Raw genomic sequence first — 14,694 nt, 5'->3', positions numbered from 1 at the left:
AGCTGCTGCTCCGTTGGAGACGGACGGGACGACTGTAAGGCCAGTCGGCCGCCGCCCGACACCTGGTGACGGCCCGTCAGCGCCTCAGCGTTCGCCGAGCCGCTTCACGAGCGCCTCGTGGACGGTGGGCGGCAGCAGGTGGGAGACATCGCCGCCCCAGGTCGCCACCTCCTTGACCAGCGAGGACGACAGGAAGCTGTACGTCGGGTTAGTCGGCACGAAGAGCGTCTCGACGCCGGAGAGGCCGTTGTTCATCTGGGCCATCTGCAGCTCGTAGTCGAAGTCGCTGACGGCTCGCAGGCCCTTCACGATCGCCGGGATCTCCCGCTGCTTGCAGAAGTCCACCAGCAGGCCGTGGAAGGACTCCACCTCGACGTTGCCGAAGTCGGCGGTGACCTCGCGGATCAGCTCGATCCGCTCGTCGACGGTGAACAGCCCCTTCTTGGACTGGTTGATCATCACCGCCACGTGCACCACGTCGTACAGCTTGGAGGCTCGTCCGATGATGTCGAGATGTCCGTTGGTGATGGGGTCGAACGACCCCGGACAGACGGCGCGGCGCACTGTGATTCCCTCGCTCTCCGGTCCGGTCATCGTGCGTCTTCGCACGTAGCGGCGGCGCGACCGTACCAAAGCGTTCCCTCGCCGTAGCGACGGGACCGCAGTGGCTCGAATCCGGCGGGCCAGCCGAATTCTCCGCCCCGGGTGCTGCGTTCCACGGTGACGAGCGCATCCTCCGCGAGCCACCCCTGAGCACGGAGTGTGAGCAGGATCTCGCGAAGATCGTCGTCGGTGACGGCGTACGGCGGATCGAGGAAGACGATGTCGTACGGGTCGGCGGGCGCCGGTCCTGTCACGATCTGTTCGGCTTTGCCGGTACGGACGTCGGCGCCCGGGAGGCCGAGGGTGCGGACGTTGTCGCGGACGGTGCGGACGGCCTTGGGGTCGGCCTCCACGAGCAGGGCGTGGACCGCGCCGCGGGAGAGCGCTTCGAGGCCGACGGCGCCGGATCCGGCGTACAGATCGGCGACCCGGGTCCCCTCCAGGGTGCCGAGGAGCGCCTGCCAGGTGGAGAAGAGTCCCTCGCGCGCACGGTCGGAGGTGGGGCGGGTGCCGGTGCCGGGCGGGACGGCCAGGCGGCGTCCGCCGGCCGAGCCGGCGATCACGCGGGTCATGGGTGTGAGGTCCTCGGGGTCGGGGGCGTGCCGGGGGCCTGCGGTGAGCGCGGGCCGTGCGTCCACGATATGGCGTACGGCCCGCACCGGCAGGACGGCCCCGGGGCCCGTGCACCCGGCAGGGCGGCCCCCGGGCTCACCCCTTGTCGAGATACTCCTCGCGCTCCTTGTCCAGCAGGGCGGCCAGCACCGTGCGCAGCTCCGGCAGGTGTTCCAGCTCCGGGTCGGCGGCGACGATCGCCACGGCCTCCTCGCGGGCGGCGGCGATGACCTCCTCGTCGTCGATGACGGTGAGCATCCGCAGCGAGGAGCGCACCCCGGACTGGGCCTGGCCCAGCACATCGCCCTCGCGGCGCTGCTCCAGGTCGATCCGGGAGAGCTCGAAGCCGTCGAGGGTGGCGGCGACGGCGGAGAGGCGGGCGCGGGCGGGGCTCGCCTCGTGGGCCTCGCTGACCAGCAGGCAGAGTCCGGGGGCGGAGCCCCGGCCGACGCGGCCGCGGAGCTGGTGGAGCTGGGAGACGCCGAAGCGGTCGGCGTCCATGATCACCATGGCGGTGGCGTTGGGGACGTTGACGCCGACCTCGATGACGGTGGTCGCGACCAGGACGTCGACGTCCCCGGCGGCGAACCGGCGCATGACGTCGTCCTTCTCGTCGGGGTGCATACGGCCGTGCAGCACCTCGACGGTCAGCCCGGCCAGCGCGCCCCTGCGCAGCTCGTCGGCGATCTCCAGGACGGCGAGCGGTGGGCGTTTGTCGCCGTCCTCCTCGGCGGTCTTCTTCTTCGCCTTGCCCTTCTTCCCCTCGGCCTCCTCCGCGTCGTCGCCGATGCGGGGGCAGACCACATACGCCTGGTGGCCGTTCTCCACCTCCTCGCGGACGCGTTCCCAGGCGCGGGCGAGGAAGTGCGGCTTGTCCTTGGCGGGGACGACATGGCTGGCGATCGGGGAGCGTCCGGCCGGGAGCTGGTCCAGGACGGAGGTCTCCAGGTCGCCGAAGACCGTCATCGCGACGGTACGGGGAATGGGTGTGGCGGTCATGACGAGCAGGTGGGGCGGCTGCTTCCCCTTGGAGCGCAGTGCGTCGCGCTGTTCGACGCCGAAGCGGTGCTGTTCGTCGACGACGACCAGGCCGAGATCGTGGAACTGGACCTTGTCCTCGATGAGGGCGTGGGTGCCGATGACGATCCCGGCCTCGCCGGTGACCAGGTCGAGCAGGGCCTGACGGCGGGCGGCCGTGCCCATGGAGCCGGTGAGCAGGACGACCTTGGTGCCCTGCTCCGAGCCGCCCAGCATGCCGCCCTCGGCCAGCTCGCCCATCATCTCGGTGATCGAGCGGTGGTGCTGCTGGGCGAGGACCTCGGTGGGGGCGAGCATCGCGGCCTGGCCGCCCGCGTCGACCACGGTGAGCATCGCGCGCAGCGCCACCATCGTCTTGCCCGAACCCACCTCGCCCTGGAGGAGCCGGTGCATGGGGTGCTCGGTGGCGAGGTCGTCGAAGATCTCCTTGCTGACCTTCTCCTGTCCCTCGGTGAGGGTGAAGGGCAGCTTGGCGTCGAAGGCGTCCAGCAGGCCGTCCGCGACGGGGCGGCGGGCGACGGCGGGCAGCTGGGTGTCGGCGTACCGGCGGCGGGCCAGGGCGACCTGGAGGACGAACGCCTCGTCCCATTTGAGGCGGGCCTTGGCGTCCTCGATGTCCGCTTTGGTCTGCGGCCGGTGCACCTTGAGCAGCGCCTCGGGCAGCGGGGTGAAGCCGCGCCCCTCGCGCAGGGAGGCGGGCAGCGGGTCCACCGCGTCCTGCGCGCTGGGCAGGACGGCGTCCACGGCCTTGGCGATCCGCCAGGAGTCGAGCTGCTTGCACGCGGGGTAGATCGGCAGCAGCCGTCCGGCGAAGGCGTCCACGGCCTCGGTGGCCTCGTCGGCGTCGGAGACGTCGAGCAGTTGGTACGTGGGGTGGGCCAGCTGCATCCGGCGGTTGAAGACGGAGACCTTGCCCGCGAACATCGCCTGACGGCCCGGCAGCAGCTCCTTGTGCGGCTTGTGGACGCCGTGGCCGAAGAAGACCAGCTGGAGGCGGCCGCTGCCGTCGGTGAGGGTGACCTCCAGGCGCTTTCCCCGGCCGTTGTTGAACGTCAGGATCCGGGCGTCGGCGACCTGGGCGACAACCGTGACGTGCTCGTCCAGCGGGAGGTCGGCCAGCGCGGTCAGCTTGCCGCGCTCCTCGTACCGCCGCGGGTAGTGGTGCAGCAGATCACCGACCGTGTGCAGGTCGAGGTGTTCGGCCATCACCTTCGCGGTGGCTCCGCCGAGCAGCTTCTTCAGGGGTTCATCGAACGAGGACACGCGATCCATTGCACACCACGGCACTGACAGCTGTCCGCCGGGCACGACGACACCACTCCGACGGCTACTCGACGCCGATCAGCAGCGGTGCGCGCTGGTGGCCGCCCCGGTAGACCACCGTGTCCACGGCGAGGTGTCCCTCCCGTACGTGTTCCTCCAGGGCGTCCGCGAGCGTGTCCGGGACGTCCTCGCCGAGGACGAGGGTGACGAGTTCGCCGCCCGCCGCCAGCATCCGGTCGAGCACGGTGCGGGCGGTGCCCGGGACGTCGGCGCCGATCACGGCGACGTCGCCGTCGATCAGCCCGAGGATGTCCCCGGCCTGGCAGATGCCCGCCATGGTCCACGACTGGCGCTCGGCGACGGCCAGTTCGGCGTAGCGGGTGGCCCCGGCGGCGGCGGTCATGGCGACCACGTCCTCGTCGAAGCCGCGGCCGGGCTCGTGGACGGCGAGCGCGGCGATGCCCTGGACGGCGGCGCGGGTGGGGACGAGGGCGACCCGGACCCCCTCGGTCCTGGCCTGTTCGGCGGCGGCGGCCGCGGTGTGGCGCAGGGCCGCGTCGTTGGGCAGCAGGACCACCTCGCGGGCGTGGGCCCGCCGGATGGCGTCGACCAGTTCGCCGCTGGCGGGCGGTTCACCGGGGCGGGCGATCACGGTGGTGGCGCCGGCCTCGGTGCAGAGCCCGGCCAGGCCGTCGCCGGGGACCACGACGACGACGGCGCGCTGGGCGGGTTCGGCCTGGACGCGGACGTCGTGGCCGCTCTCGGTGGCGAAGTGGGTGATCCGGATCCGGTACGGCCGCCCGGCCTCGACGCCCGCCTCGACGGCCGCCCCGGCGTCGTCGACATGGACGTGGACGTGCCAGAGCCCGTCGCCGCCGACGACGACCAGGGAGTCGCCGAGCGCGTCGAGCCGGGTGCGCAGCCGGGCCACCTGCTCGTCGCGGGCCTCCAGGAGGTAGATCACCTCGAACGCGGGGCCGGCGCCGCCGTCCTCGGGGCAGTCGAGCGGCCCGTCCACCGGAGCGCCCGCGGGAGGGCCCCCCTCCCCGGCGGCCTCCGTGACGCCCTCCACCGGGGTGCCGCCCACCGGCAGTCCCACGACGGATCCCCCGTCCACGGTCACGGGCGCCTGCGCGGCGTTCCCGGAAGCGGTACGGGGTCCTCGCGCGGGAGCCTGTCCGGTCACCGTCTCCACCAGCGCGCCCAGCACCGCCACCAGGCCCCGGCCCCCGGCGTCGACCACGCCCGCCCGGCCGAGGACGGCCAGCTGCTCGGGGGTGCGCGCGAGGGCGGCCCGCGCCCCCTCGTAGGCGGCGGTGACCACGGTGCGCAGGTCGGGGTCCTCGCCCCGGGCGGCATCGGCGGCCTCGGCGGCGACGGTGAGCACGGTGCCCTCGACGGGGTGGGCGACGGCCTGGCGGGCCGCGTCGGCGGCGCTCGTGAGGGCGAGGCGCAGGTGAGCGGCGTCGCCGCCGTCGGCCAGCACCCCGGCCATACCGCGCAGCAGCTGGGCCAGGATCGTGCCGGAGTTCCCGCGGGCGCCGATCAGGGCGCCGTGCGCCATGGCGCGTACGGCGTCGGCGGTGGCGGGCTTCGTGGTGCCGGTCTCGTGGGCGGCGAAGACCGCTTCGACGGCGGCCGCCGCGGACTCGACGGTCAGGTAGAGGTTGGTGCCGGTGTCCCCGTCGGCGATGGGATAGACGTTGATCGCGTCGATCTCCGCGCGCTCCCGGCCCAGTGCCTCCAGGGCCAGTGAGCACCACGTGCGTACCGCGACGGCGTCCAGGTCGTCGGGGGGCTGCGGCACCGATGGTCCTCCTTGAGCGGCCGTGGCAACGGGCTGCACCGCAGGTTAGCCCGCCCTCGGGGGTCCCGGCAGGGACAGGGGGCGGGAGGGCGGGCGGCCGAGCCGTGGTAGTTTCGTATCTCCGAAGCAGGCGTTGTATGCTGCTCCGGTTGCCCGATGAGAGTCGGGACATTCCCCCGGTACCGCCACTTCAGTCCAACTGATTCCGGCGCGCCGGAATTCACTGTAAGTGCATCTGAAGTCTTTGGAGTGACCCGTGGCTGCCAACTGCGACGTTTGCGGCAAGGGGCCGAGCTTCGGCAACAGCGTTTCGTTCTCGCACCGCCGTACGTCTCGTCGCTGGAATCCCAACATCCAGCGCGTGCGTGCCGTGGTCGGTCGGACGCCGAAGCGGCTCAACGTCTGCACCTCGTGCATCAAGGCCGGCAAGGTCGCGCGCTGACGTCCCCGTCGTAGCGCAGCCTTCCGGTTGCCCAAAAAGCCGGTCCACCTCGGTGGACCGGCTTTTTGCTGTGCTCGGGGCCGGTGCGCCCGGGGCCCGTGTGCTCCGGGGCCGGTGCGCCCGGAGGCCCGTCGTCAGTCGGCCGGGCGGGTCAGCCAGCCGTGGTCGACCGGGCCGATACCGTCGCCGAGCGGGAACCCGGCCTCGATCGCGCCGGTGACGTACGTCTTCGCGCCCTGGACGGCCGTGGGTACGTCCATCCCCAGCGCGAGCCCGGAGGCGATGGCGGAGGCCAGCGTGCAGCCGGTGCCGTGGGTGTGGCGGTTGTCGTGGCGGGGGGCGCGCAGCCAGTGTTCCGCGCTCCCGTCGGTGAGCAGGTCCACCGCCTCCCCGGGCAGATGGCCGCCCTTGATCACGACCCAGCGCGGCCCGAAGCCGAGGACCTCCTCGGCGGCCCGGCGCATCCCGCTCTCGTCGGTGACCCGGACGCCGGTGAGCTGGGCCACCTCGTCGAGGTTCGGGGTGGCGACGGTGGCGACGGGCAGCAGCTTCGTCCGTACGGAGTCGAGGGCCTCGGCGGCGAGCAGCGCGTCCCCGTGCTTGGAGACGCCGACCGGGTCGACGACGACGGGGGCGTCGGTTCCGGCGAGGAGTTCGGCGACGGTCTCCACGAGGGCGGCGGAGGCGAGCATGCCGGTCTTCACGGCCTGGACGCCGATGTCGTCGACGACGCTGCGGTACTGGGCGCGTACGGCGTCCACCGGAAGCTCCCACGCGCCCTGGACGCCGAGGGAGTTCTGTGCGGTGACTGCGGTGAGCACGCTCATGCCGTGCACGCCGAGGGCGAGCATCGTCTTGAGGTCGGCCTGGATCCCCGCACCGCCGCCGGAGTCGGATCCGGCGACGGTGAGCACGCGGGGCGGTACAGCGGTACGTAGGGGCATACGCAGCAATCTAGGGCCTTTCGTTTGGATCGTGTCGGGCTCGCGGGGTCCGGCACGCGCATCTGCGGCGTTGTCGTCAATCACCAACGCTCCGCGTTGCCTCAATCCTCCGCCTTGCACCTGCACGCACCGGACCCCGCTCCCTGATCCGACCTGATCCAAACGAAAGGCCCTAGTGGTCAGCCGCGCGGCTGGGTGTCCTCGATGGAGCCGAAGTGGTCCCAGCCGCCCTTGCTGGTCCAGGGGGCGCCGTCGACGGTGACCTGGGGCAGGGCGGAGGGGTTGAGGACCTCGCCGATCACCTTCCAGCGGGCGGGGAGCTTCGCGTCGGGCGGGAAGGTCGCCACGATCGCGTGGTCCTCTCCCCCGGTCAGCACCCACTGGAGCGGGTCGACGCCGACGGCCTGGCCGATGTCGGACATCTGCGAGGGGATGTCGATGAGCCCGGAGCGCAGGTCGATCCGGCACTTGCTGGCCTCCGCGATGTGCCCGAGGTCGGCGACGAGGCCGTCGCTGACGTCGGTCATCGCGGTGGCGCCGAGTCCGGCCGCTGCGGGGCCCGCGTGGTACGGCGGCTCGGGGCGGCGGTGGGCCTCGACGAAGGCGCGGGGCGAGCGGAAGCCCCGGGAGAGCACCGCGTAACCGGCCGCCGACCAGCCGAGCCAGCCGGTGACCGCGACAACGTCGCCGGGGCGTGCGCCGGCGCGGGTGACCGGTTCGTGGTTGCGCAGGTCGCCGAGTGCGGTGATGGAGACGGTGATCGTGTCGCCGCCCACCACGTCGCCGCCGACCACGGCCGCGCCCGCCACCTGGCATTCGTCGCGCAGGCCGTCCATCAGTTCGGCGGCCCAGGTGACGGGGAGGTCGGCGGGGACGACGAGGCCGAGGAGCAGCGCGGTGGGCACCGCGCCCATCGCCGCGATGTCGGCGAGGTTCTGGGCGGCTGCCTTGCGGCCGACGTCGTACGCCGTCGACCAGTCACGGCGGAAGTGCCGCCCTTCCAGCAGGATGTCCGTACTGGCCACGACCCTGCGGTCGGGGGCGGCCACGACCGCGGCGTCGTCGCCGGGCCCCAGCCGTACCGCCGGAGTGGTGGTGAGCCGGGACGTGAGCTCTCTGATGAGCCCGAACTCCCCCAACTCGCCCACGGTTCCCTTCACCGAGTCTCACCTCTCCTTTATCGCCCCGGACACCCGTCCGGGCCCCCGGTCGCGAGCCGTCTGTGCTGTCGGTACCGTCAAGAGATACGTCAACTTCTGCGCCCTGTACGCCACGCTGTGGGCGGCATCCGGCCCGTAGGTCTCCCCGCGGCCCGCGGCAACGCGATAACGTGGCGTCCCTTTCCCCCACATGATCCTCGTGGCCGCCCTGGAGGTTCCGTGGTACAGGCGTACATCCTCATCCAGACCGAGGTGGGCAAGGCGTCGATCGTCGCCGAGACCATCTCCAAGATTCCGGGAGTCATCCAGGCAGAGGACGTCACCGGTCCGTACGACGTGATCGTGCGGGCCCAGGCAGAGACGGTCGACGAGCTCGGCCGCATGGTGGTCGCCAAGGTGCAGCAGGTGGACGGCATCACACGGACGCTGACCTGCCCGGTTGTCCACCTCTGACCCCCGTCTAGGCTGGGCCGGTGACGTCATCCGCCCGCCGTTCCCCCCGCTCGATATTCCTCGGTCCGTCCGCTGCCGTGCTCGTGCTGGCCGCGGCGGGCTGTTCTCTCAGCGACGCCCAGCCGTCGGTCCCGGTTCCCACACCGTCCGCGGAGGCCGCCGCGTACTGCGAGGCCCTGCACGAGGAACTGCCGGAGACGATCCTCGAACTGGAACGCAGTGATCCCTCCCCGGATTCGGAGCTGACCGCCGGCTGGGGGGACGGGGCGATCGTACTGCGCTGCGGGGTCCCCCGGCCCGCGAAGATGGACGACCCGCAGTCCGAGGGCGTCGAGGCGGACGGGGTGCAGTGGATGCTGGAGGAGCCCGAGGGCTCCGGTCCGCGGTTCACCACCACGTACCGCAAGGCGTACGTCGAGGTCACGCTGGATTCGACGTACGCCCACGACATCACGCCGCTGGCCTCGTTCGCCGGTCCCGTCTCGAAGACGGTTCCCGGGAAATTCTGAGTCCCGTCCCCGGCGTCGTCAGCGCAGTCCGGTGGAGCGGGTCAACGCGGCCTGGATCAGCCGGTCGACCAGTTCCGGATAGCTCACGCCGCTCTCCTGCCACATGCGCGGGTACATGGAGATCGGGGTGAATCCCGGCAGGGTGTTGATCTCGTTGATGACGAAGGAGCCGTCCTCGGTGAGGAAGAAGTCGGCGCGCACCAGGCCCTCGCAGGAGACCGCGTCGAAGGCGGCGACGGCGAGCCGCTGCACCTCGGCGGTCTGCTCCTCGGTGAGCGGCGCCGGCACGAGACCCGTGGCCGAGTCGATGTACTTGGCCTCGAAGTCGTAGAAGTCGTGCGCGGTGACCGGCGGGATCTCGGCGGGCACACTGGCGCGCGGGCCGTCCTCGAACTCCAGCACCCCGCACTCGATCTCCCGGCCGCGCAGCAGCGCCTCGACGAGGAACTTCGGGTCGTGGCGGCGGGCCTCCTCGATCGCCGCGTCGAGGCCGGCGAGGTCGTCGACCTTGGTGATGCCCATCGAGGAGCCGCCGCGGGCGGGCTTGATGAACAGCGGCCAGCCGTGCTCGCCGGCGAAGTCCACGATCCGCTTGCGGGCGGCGGCGGGGTCGTTGTCCCACTCGCGGGGCCGGACGACCTCGTAGGGTCCGACGGGCAGCCCGTAGGAGATGAAGACGCGCTTCATGTACTCCTTGTCCTGGCCGACGGCGGAGGCGAGGACGCCCGCGCCGACGTAGGGCACACCGGAGAGTTCGAGAAGGCCCTGGAGGGTGCCGTCCTCGCCGTACGGGCCGTGCAGCACGGGGAAGACGACGTCGACCTCGCCCAGCGCCTTGGGCACCGCGCCGGGCTCGGTGTAGACGACCTCGCGGCTGCCCGGGTCCACGGAGAGCACGACGCTGCCCTCGGCGGCCCCGGTGAGCAGGTCCACGTCGGGGACCTTGCGGTCGGTGATGGCCATGCGTTCGGGCTCGTCGGCGGTGAGCGCCCAGCGGCCGTCCGCCGTGATGCCGATCGGCAGGACGTCGTACTTCGTCCGGTCGATGGCCTTCATGACGGCGCCGGCCGTGACGACCGAGATGCCGTGTTCGGAGCTGCGGCCGCCGAACACGACGGCCACACGCGGCTTGCGGCGCTGCTGCTCAGGGCTCTCGGCGCGCTCAGGGCTCTGGGGGAGGTTCTCGCTGCTCATATCGCGATGAGCGTACCTGCTGGTAAGAGCGGCGTCAGCGTCGCTCGGCCTTGGCGCTCCGCGACATCAGCTCCTTGACGGCGACGACCGGGGACTTGCCCTCGTGGACGATCGAGACGACGGTCTCGGTGATGGGCATGTCGACCCCGTGCCTGCGGGCCAGGTCGAGGACCGATTCGCAGGACTTGACGCCCTCGGCGGTCTGCTTGGTGACGGCGATCGTCTCCTGGAGCGTCATGCCGCGGCCGAGGTTGGTGCCGAAGGTGTGGTTCCGCGAGAGCGGCGAGGAGCAGGTGGCCACCAGGTCGCCGAGGCCGGCGAGGCCGGAGAACGTCAACGGGTCCGCGCCCATGGCCAGGCCCAGCCGGGTGGTCTCGGCGAGGCCCCGGGTGATGAGGGAGCCCTTGGTGTTGTCGCCGAGTCCCATGCCGTCCGCGATGCCGACGGCGAGGCCGATGACGTTCTTCACGGCGCCGCCGAGCTCGCAGCCGACCACGTCGGTGTTGGTGTACGGCCGGAAGTAGGCGGTGTGGCAGGCGGCCTGGAGGCGCTGGGCGACGGACTCGTCGGAGCAGGCGACGACGGCCGCGGCGGGGCGGCGCTCCGCGATCTCCTTGGCCAGGTTGGGGCCCGAGACGACGGCGATGCGGTCGGCGGAGACCTTGGTGACGTCGGCGATGACCTCGCTCATCAGCTCGGCGGTGCCCAGTTCGACGCCCTTCATCAGGGAGACCAGGACGGTGTCCGGCCCCAGGTGCGGGGCCCAGTCGGCGAGGTTGGCGCGCAGCGTCTGGGAGGGCACGACGAGGAAGGCGAACTCCGCGCCGCGCAGGGCCTCGGCGGCGTCGGTGGTGGCGCGGATGGTGTCGGGGAGCGCGATGCCCGGGAGGTAGTCCGGGTTGGTGTGCGTGGTGTTGATGGCCTCGGCGACCTCGGCGCGACGGCCCCAGAGAGTGACGTCGCAGCCCGCGTCGGCGAGGATCACGGCGAAGGCCGTACCCCATGAGCCGGTTCCGAAGACGGCCGCTTTTACGGGGTGCGTCACGTGGGTCCCTTTCCCTGGGCCTTGCGCCGTTGTTCAGCACGGGCTTTGCGGTGATCGTAGAGCTCGGCGGGCGCCTTCTCGCCGCGCAGGTCCTCCAGCTGGCGGGTGACCGCCGCCATGATGGCCTCGGTCGCCTCGCGCAGCACCTCGGGCGTCGGCTCCAGACCGTGGAAGCGGCTGAGGTCGACGGGCGGTCCGGCCTGCACCCGCAGCGTCTTGCGGGGGAACAACCGGAGCTTGTTCTCCTTGGCGTAGGGCGGCATCACCTCGTTCGCGCCCCACTGGGCGACCGGGATGACGGGTGCCTTGGTCATCAGGGCGACCCGGGCGGCCCCGGTCTTCCCGGCCATCGGCCACATGTCGGGGTCCCGGGTGAGGGTGCCCTCGGGGTAGAAGGCGACGCACTCGCCGCGCTCGATGGCCTCCACGGCGGCCCGGAAGGCGTCCAGGGCGTTGGTGGTCTCGCGGTAGACGGGGATCTGTCCGGTGCCGCGCAGCATCATCCCGACGAACGGGGTGCGGAAGAGGCCGGCCTTCGCCAGGAACCGGGGCACCCGCCCGGTGTTGTACTGGAAATGACCGTAGGAGAGCGGGTCCAGATAGGAGTTGTGGTTGACGGCGCTGATGAATCCGCCGTCGGCCGGAACGTGCTCCATCCCCCGCCAGTCGCGCTTGAACAGAACCACCAGTGGCGGCTTGGCGATGACCGCCGCCAGGCGGTACCAGAAGCCGATTCTGCGGCGGGACACGTGGATACCTTCCTTAAGGATGTCAACCTGCGGCCCGGCTACTGACGGTCAAGTCTCGCCCCAGGGCCCTGCTCTGTCGAGAACACCGTACGCCTCACGTCCGGCGGTGGACCTCCGGGTTGTCGTACCGGCAGGCGAGAATAGGTCCTGACGCGTACGGAGGGGGAGATCGCCACGAACACCGATCCGGCCGGGCCCTGGTCCCTGGTCGTTCCGCTGAAGCCGCTCGCCCGGGCCAAGAGCCGCCTAGGGCGGGCGGCGGGCGAGGATGCCCGGCCCCTGCTGGCCCTGGCGTTCGCCCAGGACACGGTGGCCGCGGCACTGGCCTGTTCCCGGGTGCGGGATGTGGTGGTCGTCACGGACGACGCCGTGGCCGCGGCGGCCCTGGGGGCGCTCGGGGCACGGATCGTGCCGGACGCCCCGGGGGCCGGGCTCAACGCGGCGCTGGCCCACGGCGCGCGCTCGGTGCGGGCCCTGCGGCCCGCCGCCGCGGTGGCCGCGCTCAACGCGGACCTGCCGGCGCTGCGCACCGATGAATTGGCGCGGGTGCTCGATTTCTCCTCCGCTTTTCCCAGCTCTTTTCTCCGGGACGCGGCGGGAATCGGGACGACATTTCTGGCCGCGGCGAGCGGTGCGGAATTCCGTCCGGCTTTCGGGGGTCCGTCCGGGTCACGGCATCGGGCGTCGGGGGCGGTGGAAATAGCGCTGTCCGGTGTCGACTCGGTGCGCCGGGACGTGGACACGGGCGAGGACCTGCGGGTCGCCCTGGCCCTGGGGGTGGGGCCGCACACGGCGCGGCTCGCGGCCGTGCCCGCCTTCGCCCGTGACCGATAGGCTGCGCCCCATGCAGGCGACCTCGTACACGTACGACCCCGAGACCCGTGGCGGCAGTGTGCTGCTGGACGACGGCACCCCGGTGGAGTTCGACGCCGCGGCCTTCGACGCGGGCGGTCTGCTGCTGTTGCGCCCGGGGCAGCGGGTGCGCATCGAGGGTGAGGGCGAGGGGGCGGCCCTGCGGATCACCCTGGTGACGTTGCAGACGTTCTAGTAGGGGTTCACCGGCCGGACGGGTCCGGACAGCCCGCGGGCCGGGCTCCCCCAGTGGGGGAGCCCGGCCCGGCGCGTTGTGAGAGGCGGGCGGATGCCCGGGGCTCACTTCTTGCGTGCGGTGGCCTTCTTGGCCGTGGTCTTGCGCGCCGTGGTCTTCTTCGCGGGCGCCTTCTTCGCCGTGGCCTTCTTGGCGGGCGCGGTCTTCTTGGCGGTGGCCGTGGCCTTCTTGGCCGGGGTGGCCTTCTTCGCGGCCGCGGACGTCTTCTTCGCCGTCGCGGTCGTCTTCTTGGCCGTGGTCTTCTTCGCGGCGGTGGTCTTCGCCGCCGTCGTCTTCTTGGCGGTCGCCTTCTTCGCGGTGGCCTTCTTGGCGGCCGACTTCTTGGCGGCGGCGGCCTTCACCGTCGTACGGGCGGCGGAAGATCCGCCCGAGAGGCTGCCCTTGGGGGCCTTCTTGACGGCCACGTCGTTCTTGGGGAGCTTCTTCGAGCCGCTCACCAGGTCCTTGAACCCCTGGCCCGCGCGGAAGCGGGGCACCGAGGTCTTCTTGACCCGGACGCGCTCACCCGTCTGCGGGTTGCGGGCGTACCGGGCGGGGCGGTCGACCTTCTCGAACGAACCGAAGCCGGTGACCGAGACACGGTCCCCGGCGACAACGGCACGGACGATCGCGTCGAGCACCGCGTCGACGGCGTCCGCGGCCTGCTGACGGCCGCCGACCTTGTCGGCAATCGCTTCTACGAGCTGCGCCTTGTTCACGTCTTCCCCTTCGGAGACATTGCCAGAACGAAAGTGTTCAAGCTTTTTCGCACGTTAGGCAGATATATACCGCAAATCAAACACGAAACGGGCTAATCACCCTAGTGCCGCAACGAAGTCGACCGATGCGCAGTTCCACGTGTCAGTCACCTTCGGGGAATCGGCCCTCATCGAGGTCCTTCATCAACCGGTCCAGACGCCTTGCCGCGTCCGGGAGATCGTGCTTCGCCGCGGCCGTGACGACCAACAGCTTCCGGGTCAGCGCCATCCGTACGCCCTCCGGGACTTGCAGTGCACGCACCTTCGCGTGCGCTTCCTTCAGTTGGTCGGCGACTTGGCCATAGAGCTTGAGTTGGCTGTCGCGTTCCATGCACCGATTGTGCCATCTGGGGCGAGTTGTCGCCCGACGGGGTCTCAACAAGCGACTGCGCCCCCTGCCGGGAGGCAGGGGGCGCAGTCCTGGAAAAGCGCTGCTCAGGCGGCAATGGTACGCGGCTTGAAGGTGGGCCTGGACGCCTCGTACGCGGCGATGTCCGCTTCGTTCTGAAGGGTGAGGCTGATGTCGTCGAGGCCGTTCAGCAGCCGCCAGCGGGCGTTCTCATCCAGCTCGAAGCCGGCGGTGACGCCCTCGGCGCGGACCTGCCGGGCCTCCAGGTCGACGGTCACCTCGGCGGTCGGGTCGGCCTCCGTCAGCTCCCAGAGGGCGTCGACGACCTTCTGCTCCAGAACCACCGTGAGCAGGCCGTTCTTCAGCGAGTTGCCCCGGAAGATGTCGGCGAAGCGGGAGGAGATGACCGTCTTGAAGCCGTAGTTCTGCAGGGCCCAGACCGCGTGTTCGCGGGAGGAGCCGGTACCGAAGTCGGGGCCGGCGACCAGGACGGAGGCGCCCTGGCGCTCGGGGCGGTTGAGGACGAAGTTCTCGTCCTTGCGCCAGGCTTCGAAGAGGCCGTCCTCGAACCCGTCGCGGGTGACCTTCTTCAGCCAGTGGGCGGGGATGATCTGGTCGGTGTCGACGTTGCTGCGGCGCAGCGGGACGACCCGGCCGGTGTGCGTGGTGAAGGCTTCCATG

Annotated in this window: 17 protein-coding genes; 5 read left to right on the top strand and 12 right to left on the bottom strand. The window is 71.3% G+C overall.

What is annotated here, in order from left to right; all coding sequences use genetic code 11:
* Window positions 1–84 precede the first annotated feature (84 nt).
* From coaD to fakA, 4 genes are all read right to left on the bottom strand, one after another.
* A complete protein-coding gene (gene coaD, locus IE145_RS15555) occupies window positions 85–564 on the bottom strand; it encodes a pantetheine-phosphate adenylyltransferase (protein WP_007448181.1) in 480 nt (159 codons plus the stop codon).
* A 26-nt stretch (window positions 565–590) separates the two neighbouring features.
* Window positions 591–1,175 (bottom strand): 16S rRNA (guanine(966)-N(2))-methyltransferase RsmD, encoded by a 585-nt coding sequence (rsmD, locus tag IE145_RS15550; RefSeq protein WP_189525645.1) that lies wholly within the window; start codon window positions 1,173–1,175, stop codon window positions 591–593.
* Between the two features lie 136 nt (window positions 1,176–1,311).
* Window positions 1,312–3,525: an ATP-dependent DNA helicase RecG gene (recG, locus tag IE145_RS15545; RefSeq protein WP_189525644.1), complete on the bottom strand. Its 2,214-nt coding sequence runs from the start codon at window positions 3,523–3,525 to the stop codon at window positions 1,312–1,314.
* Between the two features lie 55 nt (window positions 3,526–3,580).
* Window positions 3,581–5,323, bottom strand: a complete 1,743-nt coding sequence (fakA, locus tag IE145_RS15540; RefSeq protein WP_189525643.1) for a DAK2 domain-containing protein — start codon at window positions 5,321–5,323, stop codon at window positions 3,581–3,583.
* Between the two features lie 256 nt (window positions 5,324–5,579).
* Between fakA and rpmB the strand changes: the two genes are divergently transcribed.
* Window positions 5,580–5,765, top strand: coding sequence for a 50S ribosomal protein L28 (gene rpmB, locus IE145_RS15535; RefSeq protein WP_006127872.1), 186 nt, complete (start codon window positions 5,580–5,582; stop codon window positions 5,763–5,765).
* A 134-nt stretch (window positions 5,766–5,899) separates the two neighbouring features.
* On the opposite strand, the gene thiD is transcribed toward rpmB, so the two are convergent.
* Together thiD and IE145_RS15525 are read right to left on the bottom strand one after the other, a co-directional pair.
* On the bottom strand, window positions 5,900–6,709 hold the full coding sequence (gene thiD / locus IE145_RS15530) for a bifunctional hydroxymethylpyrimidine kinase/phosphomethylpyrimidine kinase (RefSeq protein WP_189525642.1): 810 nt from the start codon (window positions 6,707–6,709) through the stop codon (window positions 5,900–5,902).
* A gap of 179 nt (window positions 6,710–6,888) precedes the next feature.
* Window positions 6,889–7,869, bottom strand: a complete 981-nt coding sequence (locus IE145_RS15525) for a thiamine-phosphate kinase (RefSeq protein WP_189525641.1) — start codon at window positions 7,867–7,869, stop codon at window positions 6,889–6,891.
* A gap of 219 nt (window positions 7,870–8,088) precedes the next feature.
* Here IE145_RS15525 and IE145_RS15520 point away from each other — a divergent pair, with 219 nt between their 5' ends.
* Both IE145_RS15520 and IE145_RS15515 read left to right on the top strand, forming a co-directional pair.
* The gene (locus IE145_RS15520; RefSeq protein ID WP_189525640.1) at window positions 8,089–8,322 is read left to right on the top strand and encodes an Lrp/AsnC family transcriptional regulator; all 234 of its coding nucleotides are present in this window, start codon (window positions 8,089–8,091) and stop codon (window positions 8,320–8,322) included.
* A gap of 20 nt (window positions 8,323–8,342) precedes the next feature.
* Window positions 8,343–8,831, top strand: a complete 489-nt coding sequence (locus IE145_RS15515) for a DUF3515 domain-containing protein (RefSeq protein ID WP_189525639.1) — start codon at window positions 8,343–8,345, stop codon at window positions 8,829–8,831.
* 18 nt (window positions 8,832–8,849) lie between these two features.
* Here IE145_RS15515 and IE145_RS15510 read toward each other — a convergent pair whose 3' ends face one another.
* From IE145_RS15510 to IE145_RS15500, 3 genes are read right to left on the bottom strand one after another with little or no spacing between them, the layout of a single operon-like run.
* Window positions 8,850–10,025, bottom strand: coding sequence for a D-alanine--D-alanine ligase family protein (locus tag IE145_RS15510; protein ID WP_189525638.1), 1,176 nt, complete (start codon window positions 10,023–10,025; stop codon window positions 8,850–8,852).
* Between the two features lie 34 nt (window positions 10,026–10,059).
* Complete coding sequence (locus IE145_RS15505; RefSeq protein WP_189525637.1) at window positions 10,060–11,070, bottom strand: NAD(P)H-dependent glycerol-3-phosphate dehydrogenase; 1,011 nt, start codon at window positions 11,068–11,070, stop codon at window positions 10,060–10,062.
* On the bottom strand, window positions 11,067–11,819 hold the full coding sequence (locus IE145_RS15500; protein ID WP_189525636.1) for a lysophospholipid acyltransferase family protein: 753 nt from the start codon (window positions 11,817–11,819) through the stop codon (window positions 11,067–11,069). Before IE145_RS15500 ends, IE145_RS15505 begins: the two co-directional genes overlap by 4 nt.
* A gap of 147 nt (window positions 11,820–11,966) precedes the next feature.
* Here IE145_RS15500 and cofC point away from each other — a divergent pair, with 147 nt between their 5' ends.
* Together cofC and IE145_RS15490 are read left to right on the top strand one after the other, a co-directional pair.
* Window positions 11,967–12,653 carry a 2-phospho-L-lactate guanylyltransferase gene (gene cofC, locus IE145_RS15495; protein WP_189525745.1) on the top strand — a complete coding sequence of 229 codons (687 nt, stop codon included), beginning with the start codon at window positions 11,967–11,969 and terminating at the stop codon, window positions 12,651–12,653.
* 10 nt (window positions 12,654–12,663) lie between these two features.
* Window positions 12,664–12,867: a hypothetical protein gene (locus IE145_RS15490; protein WP_010062008.1), complete on the top strand. Its 204-nt coding sequence runs from the start codon at window positions 12,664–12,666 to the stop codon at window positions 12,865–12,867.
* A gap of 104 nt (window positions 12,868–12,971) precedes the next feature.
* On the opposite strand, the gene IE145_RS15485 is transcribed toward IE145_RS15490, so the two are convergent.
* The 3 genes from IE145_RS15485 to leuD form a co-directional block, all read right to left on the bottom strand.
* The gene (locus tag IE145_RS15485; RefSeq protein ID WP_032770149.1) at window positions 12,972–13,625 is read right to left on the bottom strand and encodes an HU family DNA-binding protein; all 654 of its coding nucleotides are present in this window, start codon (window positions 13,623–13,625) and stop codon (window positions 12,972–12,974) included.
* A gap of 142 nt (window positions 13,626–13,767) precedes the next feature.
* Window positions 13,768–13,995, bottom strand: coding sequence for an SCO5555 family protein (locus tag IE145_RS15480; RefSeq protein ID WP_006127861.1), 228 nt, complete (start codon window positions 13,993–13,995; stop codon window positions 13,768–13,770).
* Between the two features lie 104 nt (window positions 13,996–14,099).
* Complete coding sequence (gene leuD, locus IE145_RS15475; RefSeq protein ID WP_189525635.1) at window positions 14,100–14,693, bottom strand: 3-isopropylmalate dehydratase small subunit; 594 nt, start codon at window positions 14,691–14,693, stop codon at window positions 14,100–14,102.
* Window position 14,694: the final 1 nt, after the last annotated feature.

The sequence above is a fragment of the Streptomyces sindenensis genome, from assembly GCF_014649035.1.
Classification (GTDB): domain Bacteria; phylum Actinomycetota; class Actinomycetes; order Streptomycetales; family Streptomycetaceae; genus Streptomyces; species Streptomyces sindenensis.
Note: the sequence above shows the minus strand (reverse complement) of the source record. Positions and strands in the feature narration are given on the sequence as shown.

What these genes read in the sequence shown, in the direction of transcription:
- rsmD (WP_189525645.1), bottom strand. Translation starts at nt 1,175, where the DNA reads ATGACCCGCGTGATCGCCGGCTCGGCCGGCGGACGCCGCCTGGCCGTC.
- recG (WP_189525644.1), bottom strand. Translation starts at nt 3,525, where the DNA reads ATGGATCGCGTGTCCTCGTTCGATGAACCCCTGAAGAAGCTGCTCGGC.
- thiD (WP_189525642.1), bottom strand. Translation starts at nt 6,709, where the DNA reads ATGCCCCTACGTACCGCTGTACCGCCCCGCGTGCTCACCGTCGCCGGA.
- IE145_RS15510 (WP_189525638.1), bottom strand. Translation starts at nt 10,025, where the DNA reads ATGAGCAGCGAGAACCTCCCCCAGAGCCCTGAGCGCGCCGAGAGCCCT.
- IE145_RS15490 (WP_010062008.1), top strand. Translation starts at nt 12,664, where the DNA reads ATGCAGGCGACCTCGTACACGTACGACCCCGAGACCCGTGGCGGCAGT.
- IE145_RS15480 (WP_006127861.1), bottom strand. Translation starts at nt 13,995, where the DNA reads ATGGAACGCGACAGCCAACTCAAGCTCTATGGCCAAGTCGCCGACCAA.
- leuD (WP_189525635.1), bottom strand. Translation starts at nt 14,693, where the DNA reads ATGGAAGCCTTCACCACGCACACCGGCCGGGTCGTCCCGCTGCGCCGC.